Genomic DNA, 18,160 nt, shown 5'->3' with positions numbered 1-18,160 from the left:
GGCCGAAAGGTTTGCTTACCGTCGTTACGGCTTTGTTTTTGGAGCCTGGAATTCTATATCGATAATTTTAGGAAATGGCGGTGGTACAGCACCTTGACGCATCAAATATCCCAAAATCGCCGGAGTGCGGGTCTCGCCGGCCTCGAGCTTTGTTTCTCCAAGAATCATTCTTGGCCGACGCAGTAAGACGGTTACATTGTTGCCCGCGGTGAAATAATGCGGGATATAAGGCATTAACCAATCCTCCTCGTTCTGCTGCACCTGCGGGCGCCCAGGCAGGACCGCAATCAGCTTACTGGCTGATAAATGCTTCGGCACAGCCAAGTGAAAGGAGCCATTGGCGGCAGTTCGGGTTTGGCAAAGGGTGTCCTTTTCACAAATAATCAGCGCGCCGGCCAGCGGCTGCTGGGTGTCGCGGTCAAGTACCCAGCCGCTAACCATCTGCGCATCGGGCAGAATGGTTGCTTGCGCGTCAGCGGGTGAAGGGGGCGAAGCATCGGGGGTACAATGGGTTAATGTTAATACCGCCGCCAGCGAAAGCGCCACCCACGGGGCGGCTGGCCAGCTCAACATCCGCGCCGACGGCTGCTGCGGGCTACTCCGAAAACGTCCGCAAGAATTTTCCTGCCCGGGTTGAGCCAGATAAGCCAGGATTTCTTCCCTTGTTTTCAGGCTGAAATCCACCACCGTTTTCTGGCAGGCCGCGCAATGGCGACCTGCTTCCGTAGGGTTCATGGCTGTCCAACTTTGATTACAGGGCTGCGGAACAGTGATGGTCGGAGAAGTAGCCATGCTTCGAAAGTAGCATAAACATAAAATTTCACCTATCTCGAATGGGTTTTACAGGCTCCGGAAGGGACGCGTCACCCAGTATTTACCCCAATTGTAAAGGCGGCGCGGGTGCCAGGGCGCAGGCGGCAAAACCCGGGGCATCACCATGGCCCCCATTACTATCCCTCCGACGAATTCCCTCCTATCGGCTTGCAGCTGAAAAGCAAGCGGGCTGGCCGCCGCAGCACTTGCGACAGCATGGAACTGTGTTCCATAGCCGATGGAGCTTACCGCAATGGGCAGGCTGGCCTGGGCCGCCATTTCCGCGGGCACCACCAGCTCAAAAGTGCCATCGTAGTTGGTACTCGTTCCAATAGTGGTACCCTTCAGAAGAACCGTTACGCCGGGCAAGCCCTGCTTACTGGCAGAGTCCGTAACGATGCCTCGCAGCACCAGCGGCGTAGCTGCCTTGGCCCCGGCGTGAGCGGCAGTTTGCGGCGCGGACGTCGTAGCCGGTACTGGGCCGCCACCGTATCGGGCGCGCCATTCGGCGGGGGCCTGAGCTTGGGCTACCGTGGGGGCTACTTCGCGCAGGCTCCATAAGGCTACGGCTGCTGCGAGCCAGGCCCGCCAGCGCGTTGGGGCAACCGGGGCGGCGCGCTGCAACGGCCGCTCCAGTTGCCCCGCCGCAAAGCGCCCGCAGGTGCGGGCGCCCGCGGCCCTGGCAAAAAAGGCCAGGATTTCGGCGTCGGACTGCAAGGTGAAATCCACCACGGTTTGCTGGCAGGCGGCGCAGTGGCGGCCGGAAGCTGTGGGCGTCATGCCAGCCCAACTTTCGTGGCAGGGCTGCGGAATGGTGAGAACAAGGGAAGGCTTCATCCGCTAACAAAAGAGGGTTCACTACCCCCGATGCCGAAGTACCGGCAAGTGCACACGACGCCCGGGCGTTGAGCCAGAAACAGTGGCTGGAGCTGCTTGGCCACTGTGTAAAACCTTGTACCTTAGTGGGCGCCGGCCACTGGTGTTTACCACAGACTTTTCCCTTCGCTATGAAAACCTTGTTTTGCATGGCGCCGCTGGCGCTGCTCCCACTGCTGAGCCCGGCCCAAACGAAACCGACCGGCGCAGTGGGCCTGGAAATTCCATCGCCGGCAGCACCCACCCAGGGGCATTTTCTCACGGGGGCCTACGTGGTGGGCAGCTACACGCCACTCTCGGCCGCGGTGCCGGGTTTCGGCTACGCCGTGCAGCCCTACCTGCGCTACCAGCTCAGCAGTGTGAAGGGCCGCGCCGGGGCGTTTGTGCAATACAGCTTTTCGCCCTACCAACTGCAAGCCTACGGCGCCAACCCGCTGTACGGGCCCGGCGGCGAAGCGCTGCCGCCCAACCCCGGCTACGCCCCCCTGCCACTGCGCAATGGCTACTCCAATGGCTATTACAACGGCTATGGCAGGAGCATAGGGGCCCTTTCGGTGGGCATGCCAGTACGTCTCGGCAATGGCTCGGCCACGCTGCATATAGCTGGCACTGTGCTGGGAGGGCTGCTGCGCTGAGGTTGCGGCAAGGGCAAGGCGGACGGTAAGCCGCGCCGGGGCGTTATCTTTTGCCCTTCAAACCCGTCCCTCCCACCTTTCATGCGTTCCGAAAAGTCTCTATTCCGCCGCAAATCCATTGCGGCCATCCTCCAAAACCCGCCTGCCGACGCCGAGGGCCACTCGCCCGGGGGCCTGGCCCGCCACCTCACCGTGCGCGACCTCACGGCCCTGGGCATTGCGGCCATCATCGGGGCCGGCATTTTCAGCACCATCGGCAAGGCCAGCCTCGACGGTGGGCCGGCCGTGTCGCTGCTGTTTGTGTTTACGGCCGTGGCGTGTGCGTTTTCGGCCTTGTGCTACGCGCAGTTTGCGGCCACCATCCCGGTGAGCGGCTCGGCCTACACCTACGCCTATGCCTCATTTGGCGAGCTGGCAGCTTGGATAATCGGCTGGGCCCTGATTATGGAATACGCGGTGGGCAACATCGTGGTGGCCATTTCCTGGTCCGACTACTTCACCGGCCTGCTCGATGGCGTGGGGCTGCACATTCCCACCTACCTCAGTACCGGCACCCAAAGCGCCTACCAGGGCTACCACGCCGTGATGGCCCTGATGCAGGCCCACCAGCCCCTTTCGCAAGCCACAGCAGCCCAGCTGGAGGGCTACAAAATCTGGACCTCGGCCCCCGCACTATTTGGCAACTTCCACCTGGTGGCCGACTTGCCGGCGTTCACCATCACGGTACTCATCACGGCGCTGGTGTACGTGGGCATTAAGGAAAGCAAAACCGCTTCCAACATCCTGGTATTGTTGAAGTTGATAATCGTGGCCGTGGTGATTGCCGTGGGTGCGTTCTACGTGCAGCCGGCCAACTGGCACCCCTTTGCCCCCAACGGCGTGGGCGGTGTGCTCAAGGGCGTGTCGGCGGTGTTCTTCGCCTACATCGGCTTCGATGCCATTTCGACCACCGCCGAGGAGTGCAAAAACCCCCAGCGCGACCTGCCCAAGGCCATGATGTACGCCCTCATCATCTGCACGGTGCTGTACGTCATCATCACGCTCATTCTCACCGGCATGGTGTCGTACAAAGAGCTCGGCGTGGGCGACCCGCTCTCGTTTGTATTTGCGCGCATCGGCATGCCGCGGCTGTCGGGCCTGGTGGCCGTGAGTGCGGTGTTTGCCATGGCCTCGGTACTGCTGGTGTTTCAGCTGGGCCAGCCGCGCATCTGGCTCACCATGGCCCGCGACGGCCTTCTGCCCCAGGTGTTTGCCAGCATTCACCCGCGCTTCCACACGCCGTCGTTTGCCACCATCGTCACGGGCTTTTTTGTGGCCGTGCCGGCACTGATTCTCAACATGGATTTGGTGGTGGACCTCACCAGCATCGGCACGCTGTTCGCGTTTGCGCTGGTGTGCGGCGGCATCCTCATCATCGACCCCTACGGCCAGTCGGAGGCCCGCTTCAAAGTGCCGTACCTCAACGGGCAGTGGCTGGTGCCGCTGGTGCTGGCATTGGGCGCGTTCCTAATTTTGCGCTACAACGGGGCCGGCAACGCCGAATTCTGGCAGGACGTGAGCGGGCAGCGCGGCTGGCTGGCCAAAGATGCCGTGACCGGCACCATTGTGGGCGGCTTTGCCCACCAGATTCCCACCATGGTATTCCTGCTGTTTTGCGTGGCGCTGGCGGTGCTCTCGTTCCGCAAGCGGCTGTCCACGCTGCCCGTACTGGGCCTGCTCATCAACCTGTATTTAATGACCCAACTCGGCATCAGCAACTGGACGCTATTCTTCGTGTGGCTGCTGATTGGGCTGGCCGTGTACTTCGGCTATGGCTACAAAAACTCGAAATTGAGCCGCACCCTGCAGGCGGCTTAGCCGCACCGGCGGCGATGGAAAGCGGCGGCTGCCCCACGGGGTGGCCGCCGCTTTGCGTTAGGGTTAGCTAGCCGAAGCCGTGGGGCCAAGCGCCGTTGCGGGAAGTTCGGCGCGGGTTTAGCCAACAAAAAGCATGAATAGCTGACTCAGCGCATAGAAATTAGCCAGTTCCGCCTACCTTCGGCGGACATTATCCTCCCTTCAGGCAAGAGGAGAAAGCTGTAGGGTACCCCGCTTGCCACGCCTGTGTTATGCTAGAACAAATTGAAGTGTTTCGCCACCTGCTGGAGGGGAACCCACTGCTCTTATTTGCCTATAGCGTGAGCACCAGCCAGGTAGTGTACGTGAACGAGGCCTACGAGCGGCTGTTTGCCCCGCGCCGGCGCGAAACCGCCACCGCCGACCTGCCCTGGCTCCTGAGCTGCCTGCCCGCCGAAGACCAGAAATACGCCCTCGCCTGCTTTGCGGAGCTGGCCAACGGCGAGCTGCACGACGACCTGCTGCTGCGGATGCAGGCCGCGCCCGACGCCCCGCTGCGGTGGCTGTGCGTGCGGGCCTACCGCGCCGTGGCCTCCGACGGCCAGGTGCTGCTGTGCGGCAGCGCGCAGGACGTGACCGTGGAGCAGGAATACACCCGCAACGCCGACAAGTTCATGGCCAAGAAGAACACCACGCTGGAGATTCTGTCGCACGACCTGGCCGGGCCCTTCAACATGCTGCACCAGCTGGCCGTGTACTTCCGGGAGAAGACCGAAGACCTGCACGACCCGCAGCTCGAAAAGCTGGTGCAGGTGATGCAGGACACGTGCCGCGACAGCGTGAACCTCATCCGCGAGTTTGTGGACAGCGAGTTCGTGGAGTCGTCCAATGTGCAGCTCAAGCGCGCCCGCGTGGACCTGTCGGCCAGCCTGCAGCAGGTGATGGACACCTACCAGCAGTCGGAGCGCCTGGTGGCCAAGCACTTCAGCTTCAGCAGCACCCCCGACCACATTTACGTTGAGCTGGACAACAACAAGTTTCTGCAAGTGATAAACAACCTGCTGTCCAACGCCATCAAATTTACCCGCGAAGGCGGCCACATCGACGTGCGGCTGGAACAGCACCCCGACCACGTGCTGGTGACGGTGGCCGACGACGGCATCGGCATTCCCGAAAAGCTGCAGCCCGTGCTGTTCGACCGCTTCACCAAGGCCCGCCGGCCGGGCCTGCGCGGCGAAAAAACCACCGGCCTGGGCATGTCCATCATCCAGGCGCTGGTGCGGCTCCACGACGGCACCATCTGGTTTGAAAGCCAGGAAAACGCGGGCACCACCTTTTACATCAAGCTGCCTAACTAAACTAAGGGCGCCGGTCCGGGCGCGTGGGCACTTCCTGCCCGGCACTCAGCGCGGCGTCTACCTGCGCCCGCACGGCCTGGATCTGGGCCGCATCCAAGGGCTTGTTAATCAGGCCATCTACCAGGGGAAATTGCTTGATGCGGGCCAGGTCGGTATGGGCCAAGGACGAAGTGAGGATGTAGATGTGGCAGCGCCCGAGCAAGCGGTTTTCCAGCGGCCGCAGCGCCTCCAGAAACTCCCAGCCGTCCATGAGGGGCATGTTCAGGTCCAGAAAAATCACGTGGGGCAGCTGGTGGGGCTCGGCATTTTGCAAAAACGCCAGGGCTTCCTCGGCAGAAGGCAAGGAAGCAATGCTATCGGTGAACCCTTCTCGTTTTAGTAAGCGCTCCGTCAGGAATACCCCGATGGTGTCGTCGTCAATCAATAATACGTCCATGCTTGCTTCAGCGTAAGTGCAAAGTAAATCGGGTGCCCACGTTCACGGCGCTGCTCACCTCAATCTGGCCGCCCATGGTTTCGACGTGGGTTTTTACGAGGTAGAGGCCCATGCCGCGGCCCGGCTGGCTGCTGTGAAAGCGCTTGTACAGCCGGAAAACGTCGAGCCCGGCCTTTTCCATATCAAAGCCCGACCCATTATCGGCCACCACCACCTCCGCGCCCTGCCCGGGCTGGGCCCGGGCCGTGATGCTGACGCGCAGCGGCCGCTCGTCGGAGCGGTACTTCAGGGAGTTGGACAGCAGATTGAAGAAAATGCTGTACAGGTACGCCCGGTTCCCGAGCACGTAGAGGTCGGCCGGAATGTCGGTCAGCACCTCGCCGCCGCACTGCGTGGTCAGCTCGGCGAGGTTGAGCCGGGCCTGCTCCACAATGTCGCCGAGGAGCACCTGCTCGGGCTCTTCCACGCCCTGCTTGTCCCGAATGGAAAGGATGGTGTTCATGTCCCGCAGCACCATGTCAACCTGCTGGGTGCTGGCGCGCAGGTTGTCGAGCGCGGGCTTGTAATCGGGTGAATCCTTATCCAGCGTACCCAGCAGGTCCACCAGCCCCAGGGCGTTGGCCACGGGCGCGCGCAGGTTGTGCGACACGATGTAGGTAAACTGCTGCAGGTCTTTGTTTTGCCGGTACAGCTCCTCCTGCGAGCGGACTTTCTCCGTGACATCGGAAAAGTAAATCGACAGGCCTTCTTTGGATGGAAACGCCTTTACTTCCAGCCAGAGCTGCATGCGCCCGAAGTAGGCCTGGAAATGCATGACCTGGTTGGTCCGGAAGGCGTTTTCGAATTGCTCGTGCAGCACGCCCTGGCTTTCTTCGGGAAAGACGTCCTGCAGCGTGCGCCCCAGAATCTGCTCCCGCTTCACGTTGAGCAGGCGCTCCACCTCGCTGTTTACGAACCCGAAACGCCACTCGCGGTCCAGCAGGAAGAAGGCATCGGTGATGCTCTCGAAAATGGTGTTGAGCTTATCGGCCTGCTCCCGAATCACGCGGTTCGAGTTGTACGTTTCGGTCATGTCGCGAAACACGGCGTGCACCCCGGTGATGGCCCCGTCCGCCACCAGCGGCACCTTGGTCACGGCGTAGATGAGCGGCTGCGGGGCGCCCAGGAACTGCACTTCCACATCGAAATGCACTTTGTGGCCCTCAAAGGCTTCGCGCAGCTTCTGGGCAAACAGGGCCCGCAGGTCCTCGGGCAGAAAGCTGTTGAACGTCCGGCCCACCACCTCTTCCCGGGGTTTTTCCACCGCCTGCAGGTACGCCGGGTTGGCATCGAGGATAACGCCGGTGGCGTCCTGAAACAACACCAAATCGGGGTTATTCTCAAACAGGGCGCGGAATCGTTGTTCGCTTTCCTTTAACTGCAAGATGTCGCTCATAAACCGCTTTGCTGGAGCACTGCGCTCCTTTGGAGCTTTGGGTAGGGTGTTGCCAACTTTTTACGGGAATCCCAGGGTTTGGTCGGCTGCTAACATTCAAAAAGTCTCTTTTTGTGTTAATTACTTTCCCGCAGCAGCGCGAAAAACGGCCACGGCCAAGCCCTAGATATTGCCTTCAGGCATTATCTGCTGTAAGTCTGTTGGTTTCTTGCTGTGTGCTTGTGCTTACCCCTTGGCTGCTTTGCAGTGCCCCCGTTCTGGTTTTCGGCCTATTTTCTTTCGCGGCCTAAAGCTCCAATTCGTAGGGCTGGCCGTCCTGCTCAAAGGCCACCTTCAGCCAGTGCCGTTCGGCGGGGCGCAGCGTGGGCAGCCAGCCCCGGCCAACGGCCGAGGCGATGAACAGGCCGTCTTCGTCGCCCAAGGCCGCAAAATCGGCCAGGCGCGGCCCGCGGGCGTAAAACGGCACGTGGTAAGTGGACGCCAGCGCCTCGCAATCGCGCGGTACATCGGGCAGCACCAGCCCAATTTCGTGCACGCCCAGCAGCCCCGTTGCAGCCTCAAACTCCGCGGGCCCCGCCGGCCCACCCACCCGGCCAATGCACTCGAGGATGGTGCCGTTGTTGTCGAGGAAGTAGAAGGCCCGCGCCCGCCAGTTGGGAAAGTCGGCAATGGCCTGGGTAGCCGAGTACGGCAGGCTCTCGGCGCGGGCGGCCACCCAGGCCTGGGCGGCGTTTACCTGGCCGAAAGCAATGGCAAACGCCACGTGGTAAAAGGGCCGGGTTGGGCCAGGAGCTGCGTGAAAAGTCAGCCTGGAGTACCCCACCCGGAAGCCCACGGCCGTAGGCGTGCGCTGCAGCAGGGGCAGTTGCAGTTGGCCGCCGTAAAAGGCTTCCGTGCCCGCCAAATCGGCGGTGAGCAGGTGCAAGTCCGTTATCCGCATGGCCTCGGCTGGCTGGGGGGCAGCAAAATTGAGCTACCGGCAAAGTAGCTTTCCGAAAATACGCGCTGGTGCCCAATTCCTACCACTCCATTCATCTGCCATGCCCCTCTCGCCCGGTGAAACCGCTTTTATCACCTTCCGCCTGCACGGTACCATCCCGGCGGCCGAGGGCCGCCGGCTCAAGGCCGAGCTGCGCGCGGCCCAGGAAGCCGGCACCGACCACCGCCGGGCCCAAAAGCAGTTTTTTGCCCAATTCGACGCCGTGCTGGACCGCGCGCCCATTGGCCCGGCGTACTTCGACCAGGAGAAAATGGCCGAGATGCTGGCCGGCGAAATCATGATGCTCGAGGAAACCGGCTTCGTCGTCCACGGCTTTGCGCTGCTGCCCAACCACCTGCACCTGGTGCTGCACCTGCCCGCCAGCAGCCCGCTTTCCTTTGCCAAAGCCATCGACTTGCTGCACCTGCGCACCGCCACCCACTGCCGCCGCCTAGTGCGCCCCAAACTGCCGCCCGAAGCCGAGTTCTGGCAGGCCGGCTGGTTCGAGTACGCCGTGCACGACGAGGCTGAGCTGACCCGCCTGCTGGCCTACGTGCGCGGCAATGCCCGGCAGGCGGGCCTGCCCGCGCGCTTCCAAGAATGGCCTTATGTTTTTAATGAAGAATGAGGAATGAAGAATTGCCAGCCGATAATTCTTCATTCTTCATTAAGCGAAGCGTTACCTACCGCGCCCGGTGAATAATCAGCACCCCGGCCAGAATTATCAGCATGCCCAGGAAGTGCCAGAGGTTGAAGGCCTCGCCGTCGAGCGCGCCCCAGGCCAGCGCGACGATGGGAATGAGGTAAGTGCTGGACGAGGCAAAGAGCGCCGTCGACTGCTGAATCAGGCGGTTGAAGAGCACCATGGCCACCGCCGTGCTCATGGTAGCCAGCAGCGCGATGTAGCCAAACGCCGCCCAGGCCCCCGGCACGGTGGCCAGCTTGTGCAAAAAGCCGGTGCCTACCAGTAGGTACGCCAGCGCGGGCCCGCCGATGAGCAGCAGCAGCACGGCCGTCACGGCCATGGGCGTCATGCCGCCCAGGCGGTGTTTTATCACGTTCACGCTCAGACCGTAGCCAATGGTGGCCACCAGTATGTAGATGCCGTACCAGGCGTTGCCTTCGCCGGTGGGCGTATCGGTGCCGCCGCTGCCGCCGAGCAGCAGCATCACTACCGTGCCCACCAGCCCCAGCGTGATGCCCAGCACCCGCAGGCCCGTGAGGCGCTGCCCAAACAGCAAAGCACCTACCAGCAGCGTAAACACCACCGTGAGGGCATTGAGCACGCCGGCCAGCCCCGAGGCCAGCTTGGTTTCGGCGTAGGCAAAGAGAAAGGCCGGTATCAGCGTGCCCACCACGCCGCTCAAAGCCAGCCACTTGAAACGGCTGCGCTCTACGGTGCCCACGTGGCGCAGGGCAAACGGCAGCAGCAGCAGCGCCGCCACACTCACGCGGGTAGCGCCCAGCTCCATGGCCGAGAACACGACCAGTCCTTTTTTCATTAAAATAAAAGACGTGCCCCAGATAGTGGCCAGAATCAGCAGCAGCGCCCACGCCAGCGGCGTGGTCACCCCGGGTGCAGCGGGCAAGTTTTTAGGCAATTCCGATGGCTTGGGGCTGGCAGTGGACACTTTACTGGTCGGGGCGGCCGTGCCGGAGGCAACTGCGGCGGCATCGGCAACGAGTGAAGTATCAGCAACGGGTGGGTTTGTAGGCAGCATGGCACAAAGGTACGGGCGGCCCCGGTGGGGCTTCCGGGGAAATACAATTTGCTCCGAACCCTAGTCTTGTGCTGCCTGTTTCATTCTTGCCGATTCCTGCCGTAATTTTGTGGTCCGGTTTCGTGCCGATTCAGTCTATGTCGCATCCGTTCAAGGCCGTTAGTCTCTCCTTCAAGAAAGCCCCCCTCGCCATTCGCGAGCTGCTTTCGCTGGACGAAGCTGCATGCCGCCGTTTCCTGCACACCTTGCACCACGATTTGGGTCTGTCCGACCTGCTGGTGCTGAGTACCTGCAACCGCACCGAAGTGTATTATGCGGCCGAAGACGACCGCAGCCGCGAAATTATCCTCGCCCTGGGCGACCTGAAAGGCCGCTCCGATGTCGGTTCGTTTCTCCCGTATTTCGATTTGCTGCTCGAGGCCGATGCCGCCACCCAGCACCTGTTTGAAGTGGCCATGGGCCTCGACGCGCAGGTAGTAGGCGACCTACAAATCAGCAACCAGGTGAAGCTGGCCTACCAATGGGCCGCCGATGCCGACGCCGCGGGGCCCTTCCTGCACCGCTTGCTGCACACGGTGTTCTTCACCAACAAGCGCGTACAGACCGAAACCAGCTTCCGCGACGGGGCCGCTTCGGTGAGCTACGCTGCCCTGGAGCTGGTAGAAGAGCTGACCGCCGACGTGGCCAACCCGCGCGTGCTGGTAGTGGGGCTGGGCGAAATCGGCGCCGACGTGTGCCGCCACTTGGCTGCGAGCAAGTCCTTCAGCGACATCACCATCTGCAACCGCACGCGCGGCAAAGCCGAGGAGCTGGCTGCCGAATGCGGCATGCGCCTAGTTGATTTCGAAGACCTGGTGCCTGCACTCAAGGAAGCCGACGTCATCATTTCCTCCATCAACCGTGCCGAGCCGTTCTTCACCCGCGAGCTGGTGGATAACCTCGACGTGCTCAGCTTCAAGTTCTTCGTGGACCTGAGCGTGCCCCGCAGCATTGCAGCCGATGTGGAGTTGGTGCCCGGCGTGCTGGTCTACAACATAGACGCCATCCAAAGCAAGGCCTCGGCGGCGTTGCAAACCCGCCTGGCGGCCGTGCCCCAGGTGCGCGCCATCATCGCCGAAAGCATCGCAGGCCTGCAGGATTGGGCTAAAGAAATGATGGTTTCGCCCCTCATCCAAAAGATGAAGGCCAGCCTCGAAGCCCTGCGCCAGGAGGAGCTGGAGCGCTACCAGAAAAAAGCCACTCCCGCCGAAAGCAAGCTCCTCGACGAAGCCACCCGCTCGCTGATGCAGAAGATTCTCAAGCAGCACGTGCTACAGCTCAAAGCCGCCTGCAAGCGCGACGACGATGGGCAAATGGTAGAGCTGCTGGCGGAGCTGTTCGATTTGGAGAAGTCGGGGCTTCCGGCTTAGACCTCACCCCCGGCCCCTCTCCAAAAGAGAGGGGAGCCACGGCACCAGGGTTAGCTCAACTTGAAATAAAAAGGCCCAGCTCAATATTGAGCTGGGCCTTTTTATTGTTTAACGGCAGGCTCCCCTCCCCGCGGGAGAGGGGCCGGGGGTGAGGTTCTACTCGGCCATCATTTTCTCGCGGTCCTTGATGCGCACGTCGTTGTTCACGGCGGTGGGCACCACCGTTACCACCACGTATTTCGAGGTGGGCGTGTTGCTGATTTTGGCCACGCTGGAGATGGGCACCAGCGGGTTAGCTTCGGGGAAGTAGGCCGATACGTTGCCTTTAGGGATGTCGTAAGGCACGGCCACGAACTTCTCGACCCGGCGCTCCTCGCCCTGGAAGTGGCTGGTGATGTCGATGAGGTCCTTGGCTTTGATGCCGCGCTCGTCCATGTCGGCCTGGTTCATGAACAGCACGCGGCGCTCGCCGTGGATGCCGCGGTACCGGTCGTTGTACTCGTAGATGGTGGTGTTGAACTGGTCGTGGCTCCGCACCGTCATCAGAATGAGCTGGTCTGGCTCAATCTGGTACTTCTCCAGCGTGGTGGTTGTGAAGTGGGCCTTGCCATCGGCCGTGGTGAATTTGCGCTCGCGGGGACCGTTGGGCAGGTAGAAGCCGCCGGGCTTGCGCAGCTTTTCATTAAAGTCCTCGAAGCCGGGAATCACGCGCGCGATATGGTCGCGGATGACATCGTAGTTCTCCGTCATGGCCACCCAGTCGGTCTTGGTTTTGTCGCCTAGGGTGGTAATGGCCATGCCGCAGATGATGGCCACTTCGCTGAGCTGGTCGCCGGCGAGTGGCACCAGGATGCCTTTGTTCTGGCTGACGATGCCCATGGAGTTTTCGCAGCTGGTCATCTGATGTCCCGATTTCTGCATGTCGATGTCGACGTGCGCGAAGGTGGGCAGCAGCAGGCTGGTTTCGCCGGTGACGAGGTGGCCGCGGTTGAGCTTGGTGCCCACAAACACGGTGAGCTTCTGGCGGCGCATGGCCTCGGCTATCATCTCGGTATCAGGGCCGGCGGCCAGCAGGTTGCCGCCCAGGCTGAAGTACACCTTGGTGTGGCCCAGGCGCATGGCCTTGATGGCCTCCACCACGTCGAAGCCGTCCTTGGTGGGGGGCGTGAAGTGGAATTCCTTTTCCAGCGCCTCCATAAAGGGTTTTGGCATGCGCTCCCAAATGCCCATGGTGCGGTCGCCCTGCACGTTGGAGTGGCCCCGCACCGGGCAGGTGCCCGCGCCGGGCTTGCCGATGGCGCCCTTCATGAGCTGCAGGTTCACGATTTCCTGGATGGTCTGCACGCCCTGGCGCTGCTGCGTGACGCCCATGGCCCAGCAGGTGATGATTTTCTGCTTGTGGGCAATGAGGTTGGCCGCTTCGAGGAGCTGGGCCCGCGAGATGCCGCTGATTTCCTCGATTTCTTCCCAGCTCGTGTTGCGGATGTTCTGCTCAAACGAATCGAATCCGACCGTGAATTCGTCGATAAATTTGCGGTCTACCACTTGGCCGGGGTTCAGGTCCTCGGCTTCGAACAGGTGCTTCATGATGCCGCGGAGCAGGGCCATGTCGCCGTCCACGCGCACTTGCAGGAACACGTCGGTAATCTGGGTGCCGTCGCCCATCAGCGCGCCCAGGGCCCGCAGCGGGTTCATGAAATCCTGCGGGTTCTTAAAGTGGTTGAGGCCGGCTTCAATCAGCGGGTTCACGCTGATAATTTTGGCGCCGTTGCGCTTGGCCTTTTGCAGGGCCGAGAGCATGCGCGGGTGGTTGGTGCCCGGGTTCTGGCCGATGACGAGGATGACTTCGGCATCGTGAATGTCATTGAGCGTGACGGAGCCTTTGCCCAGGCCCAACGTGGGGCTAAGGGCCGAGCCGCTGCTCTCGTGGCACATGTTGGAGCAATCGGGCAGGTTGTTGGTGCCAAACTCGCGCACAAACAGCTGGAACAGGAAGGCCGGCTCGTTGGGCACCTTGCCCGAGGTGTAGAACACGGCCTCGTCGGGCGAGTCCAGCGCGTTCAGGTTATCGGCAATGATTTGGAAGGCATCGGGCCAGGAAATGCGCGAGTAGTGGTTGTCGCCGGGGCGCTTTACCATTGGGTGCGTGAGGCGGCCGGCATTGTTCTGGTCGCGGTCGGTCATGCGCGAAAGTTCGGCCAGGCTGTGCTTGGCAAAAAACTCGGGGCCAGCAGCTTTGTCGTCGGCATCGGAAGCGGTGGCTTTGGCGCCGTTCTCGCAGAACTCGGCCACCGAGCGGTGCTCGTCGGGGTCGGGCCAGGCGCAGCTGGAGCAGTCAAACCCGTCCTTTTGGTTGAGACCGAGCAGGGCCTTGCTGCCGCGCCCCACGCCGCCCTCCGTCCAGCTGAACTGCATGGACTTGATAACGGCCGTGACTCCGGCGGCGATTTTGGCGCGGCCCTCCAGCTTGAGGCCGGTGAGGGCTTCGGGTGGTTGGGCCAGGATGGGATTAAGGTACTTGGCATTGGCCACGTCGGGGGCCGGAATGTGGGCGTGCACGTGCGTCCGGTTGGGGTCGGAGCGGTAGTGGTCAGGCGCGGGGGCTTTGCCCTGGTCGGGCCGCTCGCCGCTTTTGGGGGCATTGTCTTCCGCTCCTTGCTGTTCGGTTTTGCCAGCTTGGCGGGGGTCTTCGGCGGGGGATTTTTCCATGACAAGCAAAACTAATTAGAAAGAGGAATATAACTCAACCAGACAACGTAATGCCGGCAGCCCAATTTTGTTTTAGCCGCCGCTTCAGCTACTGGGTCTTCAGACTAGATAGCCAAGGGCGAAATAGATGCGGACCATCCGTGGCCGGCGTTGCGGCTGCCCTGCTCGTGCTGGCACAGGGCAGCCGCAATGCGGTGGCAAACAGCCGGCTATTCACTTCGATTTTATTCGAATTTACGCAGGCAGCTCAATTTTTACACCGGGCTCAGCAGGCGGCCGAAGTCTTTTCTGGTTGTCAGACGCGGAAGTACTGGCAGAGGTTACGGCCGCGGCTCGAATCCATGGGGAAGCAGGCATTCTCGGGCCGATGCAGCGCAACGCCCAGGAGCCAACCTTATAGTGGGCCCGGTGCTAGTGGCGGCACTCCAAATCCTTTTCAACCAACACCTTGAGCGGCTGGCGCTGGGCCATCATGAGCGTGGCGCTGAGGCCGTTTTGGTCGGTGCTGGTCCACTTGGTGGCCAGGGCGGCCGGCACTTTGATGGTGATGGCGCCTGCCCCGTGGGTGATGCGGAATTCTTCCGTTTCGGACCGCTCCAGCGCATACGTCAGGCTCTCGCGCTCCGTAGGCCCCAGGGGCACCACCACGGACACCCGCCCGGTTTCGGCAAAGCGGGTTACTTCGGCTTCGGAGAGGCGGAGGCGAATGGAGTTGTCTTCGAAGCGGAGTTTCATTGGGCAAATAAATAAGCGTGAGCTGGAATTAGTACGCAGGCAATCGGCAAAAGATAAAGGCTTTTTCCGTATAAATTATTACTGTTCAGCCTTTTTACTCGTGTCGCCCACCAGGCGCCAGGCCCCGCAATAGATGTTGTAGCGCTGCTGGCGCACGAAGCCAAGTACGGTCATACCAAAGCTTTCGGCGGCCTGTACGGCTAAGCTGCTAGGGGCACCCACGGCCGCCAAGATGCCAATGCCGGCGGCGGCAGCTTTTTGCACCAGCTCGAAGCTCACACGTCCGCTCACCAGCAGCACGTGCTGGTGCAGCGGCAGCCAATCGGCCAGCAGCGCCGCGCCGATGACCTTGTCCAGCGCGTTGTGCCGGCCCACGTCTTCGCGCAGCAACAGCAGCTCGCCAGCCGGGCTAAACAGCGCCGAGGCGTGCTGGCCGCCGGTTTGCTCGAAGCCGGCCTGGGCGGCGCGCAGGCGCTCGGGAAGCTGGTGCACGGCGTCGTAGGTCAGGTAGGGGCCGTTGGTGGGCAGCACGGGGCAGGAGGCGGTACGCACGGCGTCGATGCTGGTTTTGCCGCACACGCCACAGCTGGAGCTGGTGTAGAAATGCCGCTCCATGGCCGAGAAATCGACTTGCACGTGCGCGGCCAGCTCGGCGCGGGTTACGTTGCCGGCTTCTTCGGCCTTTTGCACGTCGGGGCAGGGGATGATGCCCAGCAGGTCGGCTTTCTGATGAATGATGCCCTCGGTGAGCAGAAAGCCGGCGGCCAGCTCTTCGTCGTGCCCGGGCGTGCGCATGGTCACGGACAGGGTGCGGTGCTCGCGTTGGCCCGCTACCTCGAAGCCCACGCGAATTTCCAGCGGCTCCTCGGCCGCGAGTTGGTCGGAGGCGGACACGGGCGGGCCAGCACCGCCCACTTTTTGGATGGTGGCAAATTCGTAGCTGGCAGCGGGTAAGAGAATGGCGGGCTCCATAGCAACGGAAGTCGAAAAGGAAAGCAAAAACCGACAACAGGGCCTTAATTGCCAAGGCCTTGCACCGATGCAGTGGGAAGAAATAATTAGCCTGAGGCACCAATTATATGCTCCGTAAACAGTACATTGCAGCAGGTAGTTTTGTGCCGAATGGCCTAATTACGCTTGTCAAGCATTTTATCACCTCTCGGGTCCCTCTTTCGCGTTTTCCCGGCCCTCGCTTTTTTCCGCAATCGATTCCGCTGCCCGGATTTGATGATGCTTATTAACCTGCTGATTTCGATGAAAGTCCTCCCGTTTTCGCTAGATACCCCGGCCGCCCCCGTGGCGGCCTGCGACGACGCGGCGTTGCTCCGCGCCTTGGCCCAGGACGACGAGCAGGCGTTCGCCGAAATCTACGAGCGGTACTGGGACGACCTGCACGCCCACGCCTGCCGCAAGCTGGGCTGCCCCCACGAGGCCGAAGAGGTAGTGCAGGACCTGTTTGTGGCCCTGTGGGACAAACGCCACCGTGCCGCCGGCATCGAACAGTTGAAGGCCTACTTGTTCACGGCGCTGAAGTATCGGGTCATCGACTGCATCCGGGCCCAGGCCGTGCGCCAGGCCCACGCCGCGGCCCCGCCCGCCCCGTCGGCCCACCGCGGCACCGAAGAAGCCGTGGCCGTGGGCGACCTGGCCGCCGCGCTGGCCGCCAGCCTGCGCCGCCTGCCCGGCCACGCCCGCGAGGTGTTCCGCCTCAGCCGCCTAGAGCACCGCACGGTGCCCGAAATCGCGGCCCATCTACAGGTTTCGCCCAAAACTGTAGAGTATCACCTGGCTCGCTCGCTCCGGATGCTGCGCGGCTGCCTGCGCGAGTTCATGGTCAGCGTCCTATTGCTGGCCGTGCTGAACGGCTGACGGCAACAAGAAAGGCAGCTTCCTGACCGTCTGGAGTTGTGGGCAGCCATTTAAAAGAACGGTCGTGCTGAGCTGGTCGAAGCATCTCTCCTGCGCAAGTAAATAATTACTCCTGCGGGAGAGATGCTTCGACCAGCTCAGCACGACCGTCTTTTTTGACCTAGTGTCTCCAATTCACTTCAAATAACCAGACCGGAAAATAAATTTCACCTTCTCACTAGGGTGCCGTGGGGCTTCGCCCGACTTGTTAGCAGGCCTCCCTTCCCGGCCTGCTGCGCATGAAGCCCTCCTACCTAGTCACCTTACTGAACCGCTACCTGCACGACGACTGCTCGGAGGGCGAAGCATGGACCGTGGACCAGTGGTACGAAGCCCGCGACATGCCGCGGCCATTGTCGGCACCGGTGCCTACTGCGGCCGAGCAGGCCGCCACCAAGGCCCGCGCCTGGCAGCAAATTCAAGCGCGCACGCGGCCCCGGCCGGTCGGCTGGCGCACGCCGGCCCTGCGCTGGGCAGCTGCAGCTATGCTGGTGCTGGGCCTGAGCTTGGGTTGGGTGGGCACCCGCCGTGCGTCGGTCGGGCTGGCTACCGGCCCCGCTCCTTTGGCGCAGAAGTTGACGGTGGCACCCGAACCCGGCGGCTGGCGGGTGGGCACCAACGCCACGGGCCGCCCCCTGCCCCTCTCCCTGGCCGATGGCAGCACCGTAACACTGCAGCCCGGCGGCCGCCTGCGCTACCCGGCCCGCTTTGCGCCCGGCCAGGAGCGGGTAGTGGAGCTGCGCGGTGAGGCGTTCTTCGAGGTATTTCACGACGCCACCCGCCCGTTTCGGGTGCTCACGGATAAACTAGAAACCGTGGTGCTGGGCACCAGCTTCACGGTGCGGGCCGTGCCCGGCCAGGCCGAAGCCACGGTGCAGGTGCGCACCGGCCGCGTGCGCGTGAGCCCGCGCCCCGGACAGCCCGCCGCCCCCGATGCGGCCGTGGTGCTGCGCCCCAACCAGGAAGTGGTGTACTCGCCGGCCGTGCCGGCGCTGCGCCCCGTGCTGGTGGCCCAGCCGGCCCTGCTGCGACCCGAGCCCCTGAGCTTCGACGAGCGGCCGGTGGCCGAGGTGCTAGGCAGCCTGCAGGACGGCTACGGCGTGCCCATTCGCTACGATGGGGCGGCGCTGGCGGGCTGCACCGTAAGCCTGGCCTTTGGCACCGAAAACTTATTCGAGAAACTTGACCTACTCTGCAAAACCCTCGGCGCCAGCTACGAGCGCACCGACGACGCCATCATTTTCCGCAGCCGCGGCTGCCTGAGCGAGTAGCCCCTATGGCCGCCGCTCTCCTGCCTGCATTTTAAAATT

At 62.3% G+C, this 18,160-nt stretch carries 16 protein-coding genes; 7 read left to right on the top strand and 9 right to left on the bottom strand.

The features are described 5' to 3' along the window. Positions 1-24: 24 nt before the first annotated feature. Together AUC43_RS20860 and AUC43_RS07035 are read right to left on the bottom strand one after the other, a co-directional pair. Positions 25-792: a hypothetical protein gene (locus AUC43_RS20860; protein WP_157780972.1), complete on the bottom strand. Its 768-nt coding sequence runs from the start codon at positions 790-792 to the stop codon at positions 25-27. Positions 793-840: 48 nt separating this feature from the next. Beyond that, positions 841-1,650 (bottom strand): carboxypeptidase-like regulatory domain-containing protein, encoded by an 810-nt coding sequence (locus tag AUC43_RS07035; RefSeq protein WP_068191383.1) that lies wholly within the window; start codon positions 1,648-1,650, stop codon positions 841-843. A gap of 170 nt (positions 1,651-1,820) precedes the next feature. Here AUC43_RS07035 and AUC43_RS07030 point away from each other — a divergent pair, with 170 nt between their 5' ends. From AUC43_RS07030 to AUC43_RS07020, 3 genes are all read left to right on the top strand, one after another. After that, a complete protein-coding gene (locus AUC43_RS07030; RefSeq protein WP_068191381.1) occupies positions 1,821-2,324 on the top strand; it encodes a hypothetical protein in 504 nt (167 codons plus the stop codon). A gap of 81 nt (positions 2,325-2,405) precedes the next feature. Continuing rightward, on the top strand, positions 2,406-4,181 hold the full coding sequence (locus tag AUC43_RS07025) for an amino acid permease (protein WP_068191379.1): 1,776 nt from the start codon (positions 2,406-2,408) through the stop codon (positions 4,179-4,181). Positions 4,182-4,432: 251 nt separating this feature from the next. Continuing rightward, on the top strand, positions 4,433-5,518 hold the full coding sequence (locus tag AUC43_RS07020) for a sensor histidine kinase (protein ID WP_068191376.1): 1,086 nt from the start codon (positions 4,433-4,435) through the stop codon (positions 5,516-5,518). Position 5,519: 1 nt separating this feature from the next. Here the strand turns inward: AUC43_RS07020 and AUC43_RS07015 are convergent, their stop codons facing one another. The 3 genes from AUC43_RS07015 to AUC43_RS07005 all read right to left on the bottom strand — a co-directional run bounded on the left by AUC43_RS07015 (position 5,520) and on the right by AUC43_RS07005 (position 8,329). After that, positions 5,520-5,954 carry a response regulator gene (locus tag AUC43_RS07015; protein WP_068191375.1) on the bottom strand — a complete coding sequence of 145 codons (435 nt, stop codon included), beginning with the start codon at positions 5,952-5,954 and terminating at the stop codon, positions 5,520-5,522. A gap of 7 nt (positions 5,955-5,961) precedes the next feature. Beyond that, positions 5,962-7,389 (bottom strand): PAS domain-containing protein, encoded by a 1,428-nt coding sequence (locus tag AUC43_RS07010; RefSeq protein WP_068191373.1) that lies wholly within the window; start codon positions 7,387-7,389, stop codon positions 5,962-5,964. A 286-nt stretch (positions 7,390-7,675) separates the two neighbouring features. After that, positions 7,676-8,329, bottom strand: a complete 654-nt coding sequence (locus AUC43_RS07005) for a VOC family protein (RefSeq protein WP_068191371.1) — start codon at positions 8,327-8,329, stop codon at positions 7,676-7,678. A gap of 100 nt (positions 8,330-8,429) precedes the next feature. Here AUC43_RS07005 and AUC43_RS07000 point away from each other — a divergent pair, with 100 nt between their 5' ends. Further along, complete coding sequence (locus AUC43_RS07000; protein WP_068191369.1) at positions 8,430-8,996, top strand: transposase; 567 nt, start codon at positions 8,430-8,432, stop codon at positions 8,994-8,996. Between the two features lie 55 nt (positions 8,997-9,051). Here the strand turns inward: AUC43_RS07000 and AUC43_RS06995 are convergent, their stop codons facing one another. Further along, complete coding sequence (locus tag AUC43_RS06995; RefSeq protein WP_082684960.1) at positions 9,052-10,089, bottom strand: DMT family transporter; 1,038 nt, start codon at positions 10,087-10,089, stop codon at positions 9,052-9,054. 137 nt (positions 10,090-10,226) lie between these two features. Between AUC43_RS06995 and hemA the strand changes: the two genes are divergently transcribed. Continuing rightward, positions 10,227-11,498, top strand: a complete 1,272-nt coding sequence (gene hemA, locus AUC43_RS06990) for a glutamyl-tRNA reductase (RefSeq protein ID WP_068191367.1) — start codon at positions 10,227-10,229, stop codon at positions 11,496-11,498. A gap of 156 nt (positions 11,499-11,654) precedes the next feature. Here the strand turns inward: hemA and AUC43_RS06985 are convergent, their stop codons facing one another. The 3 genes from AUC43_RS06985 to fdhD form a co-directional block, all read right to left on the bottom strand. Beyond that, positions 11,655-14,207: an FdhF/YdeP family oxidoreductase gene (locus AUC43_RS06985; RefSeq protein ID WP_068191366.1), complete on the bottom strand. Its 2,553-nt coding sequence runs from the start codon at positions 14,205-14,207 to the stop codon at positions 11,655-11,657. Between the two features lie 411 nt (positions 14,208-14,618). Further along, the gene (locus AUC43_RS06980; RefSeq protein ID WP_068191364.1) at positions 14,619-14,942 is read right to left on the bottom strand and encodes a DUF7009 family protein; all 324 of its coding nucleotides are present in this window, start codon (positions 14,940-14,942) and stop codon (positions 14,619-14,621) included. A gap of 78 nt (positions 14,943-15,020) precedes the next feature. Next, a complete protein-coding gene (gene fdhD / locus AUC43_RS06975) occupies positions 15,021-15,914 on the bottom strand; it encodes a formate dehydrogenase accessory sulfurtransferase FdhD (RefSeq protein WP_068191361.1) in 894 nt (297 codons plus the stop codon). 255 nt (positions 15,915-16,169) lie between these two features. Here fdhD and AUC43_RS06970 point away from each other — a divergent pair, with 255 nt between their 5' ends. Both AUC43_RS06970 and AUC43_RS06965 read left to right on the top strand, forming a co-directional pair. Continuing rightward, the gene (locus AUC43_RS06970) at positions 16,170-16,811 is read left to right on the top strand and encodes an RNA polymerase sigma factor (RefSeq protein ID WP_068191359.1); all 642 of its coding nucleotides are present in this window, start codon (positions 16,170-16,172) and stop codon (positions 16,809-16,811) included. Between the two features lie 278 nt (positions 16,812-17,089). After that, positions 17,090-18,121 carry a FecR family protein gene (locus AUC43_RS06965; RefSeq protein ID WP_068191357.1) on the top strand — a complete coding sequence of 344 codons (1,032 nt, stop codon included), beginning with the start codon at positions 17,090-17,092 and terminating at the stop codon, positions 18,119-18,121. The last annotated feature ends 39 nt before the right edge of the window (positions 18,122-18,160 follow it).

The sequence above is a fragment of the Hymenobacter sedentarius genome (genome assembly GCF_001507645.1).
GTDB lineage: Bacteria > Bacteroidota > Bacteroidia > Cytophagales > Hymenobacteraceae > Hymenobacter > Hymenobacter sedentarius.
The sequence above is the reverse complement of the archived record's forward strand: the minus strand, read 5'-3'. Positions and strand labels throughout refer to the sequence as shown.

What these genes read in the sequence shown, in the direction of transcription:
- AUC43_RS20860 (WP_157780972.1), bottom strand. Translation starts at nt 792, where the DNA reads ATGGCTACTTCTCCGACCATCACTGTTCCGCAGCCCTGTAATCAAAGT.
- AUC43_RS07035 (WP_068191383.1), bottom strand. Translation starts at nt 1,650, where the DNA reads ATGAAGCCTTCCCTTGTTCTCACCATTCCGCAGCCCTGCCACGAAAGT.
- AUC43_RS07030 (WP_068191381.1), top strand. Translation starts at nt 1,821, where the DNA reads ATGAAAACCTTGTTTTGCATGGCGCCGCTGGCGCTGCTCCCACTGCTG.
- AUC43_RS07025 (WP_068191379.1), top strand. Translation starts at nt 2,406, where the DNA reads ATGCGTTCCGAAAAGTCTCTATTCCGCCGCAAATCCATTGCGGCCATC.
- AUC43_RS07020 (WP_068191376.1), top strand. Translation starts at nt 4,433, where the DNA reads ATGCTAGAACAAATTGAAGTGTTTCGCCACCTGCTGGAGGGGAACCCA.
- AUC43_RS07015 (WP_068191375.1), bottom strand. Translation starts at nt 5,954, where the DNA reads ATGGACGTATTATTGATTGACGACGACACCATCGGGGTATTCCTGACG.
- AUC43_RS07010 (WP_068191373.1), bottom strand. Translation starts at nt 7,389, where the DNA reads ATGAGCGACATCTTGCAGTTAAAGGAAAGCGAACAACGATTCCGCGCC.
- AUC43_RS07005 (WP_068191371.1), bottom strand. Translation starts at nt 8,329, where the DNA reads ATGCGGATAACGGACTTGCACCTGCTCACCGCCGATTTGGCGGGCACG.
- AUC43_RS07000 (WP_068191369.1), top strand. Translation starts at nt 8,430, where the DNA reads ATGCCCCTCTCGCCCGGTGAAACCGCTTTTATCACCTTCCGCCTGCAC.
- AUC43_RS06995 (WP_082684960.1), bottom strand. Translation starts at nt 10,089, where the DNA reads ATGCTGCCTACAAACCCACCCGTTGCTGATACTTCACTCGTTGCCGAT.
- hemA (WP_068191367.1), top strand. Translation starts at nt 10,227, where the DNA reads ATGTCGCATCCGTTCAAGGCCGTTAGTCTCTCCTTCAAGAAAGCCCCC.
- AUC43_RS06985 (WP_068191366.1), bottom strand. Translation starts at nt 14,207, where the DNA reads ATGGAAAAATCCCCCGCCGAAGACCCCCGCCAAGCTGGCAAAACCGAA.
- AUC43_RS06980 (WP_068191364.1), bottom strand. Translation starts at nt 14,942, where the DNA reads ATGAAACTCCGCTTCGAAGACAACTCCATTCGCCTCCGCCTCTCCGAA.
- fdhD (WP_068191361.1), bottom strand. Translation starts at nt 15,914, where the DNA reads ATGGAGCCCGCCATTCTCTTACCCGCTGCCAGCTACGAATTTGCCACC.
- AUC43_RS06970 (WP_068191359.1), top strand. Translation starts at nt 16,170, where the DNA reads ATGATGCTTATTAACCTGCTGATTTCGATGAAAGTCCTCCCGTTTTCG.
- AUC43_RS06965 (WP_068191357.1), top strand. Translation starts at nt 17,090, where the DNA reads ATGAAGCCCTCCTACCTAGTCACCTTACTGAACCGCTACCTGCACGAC.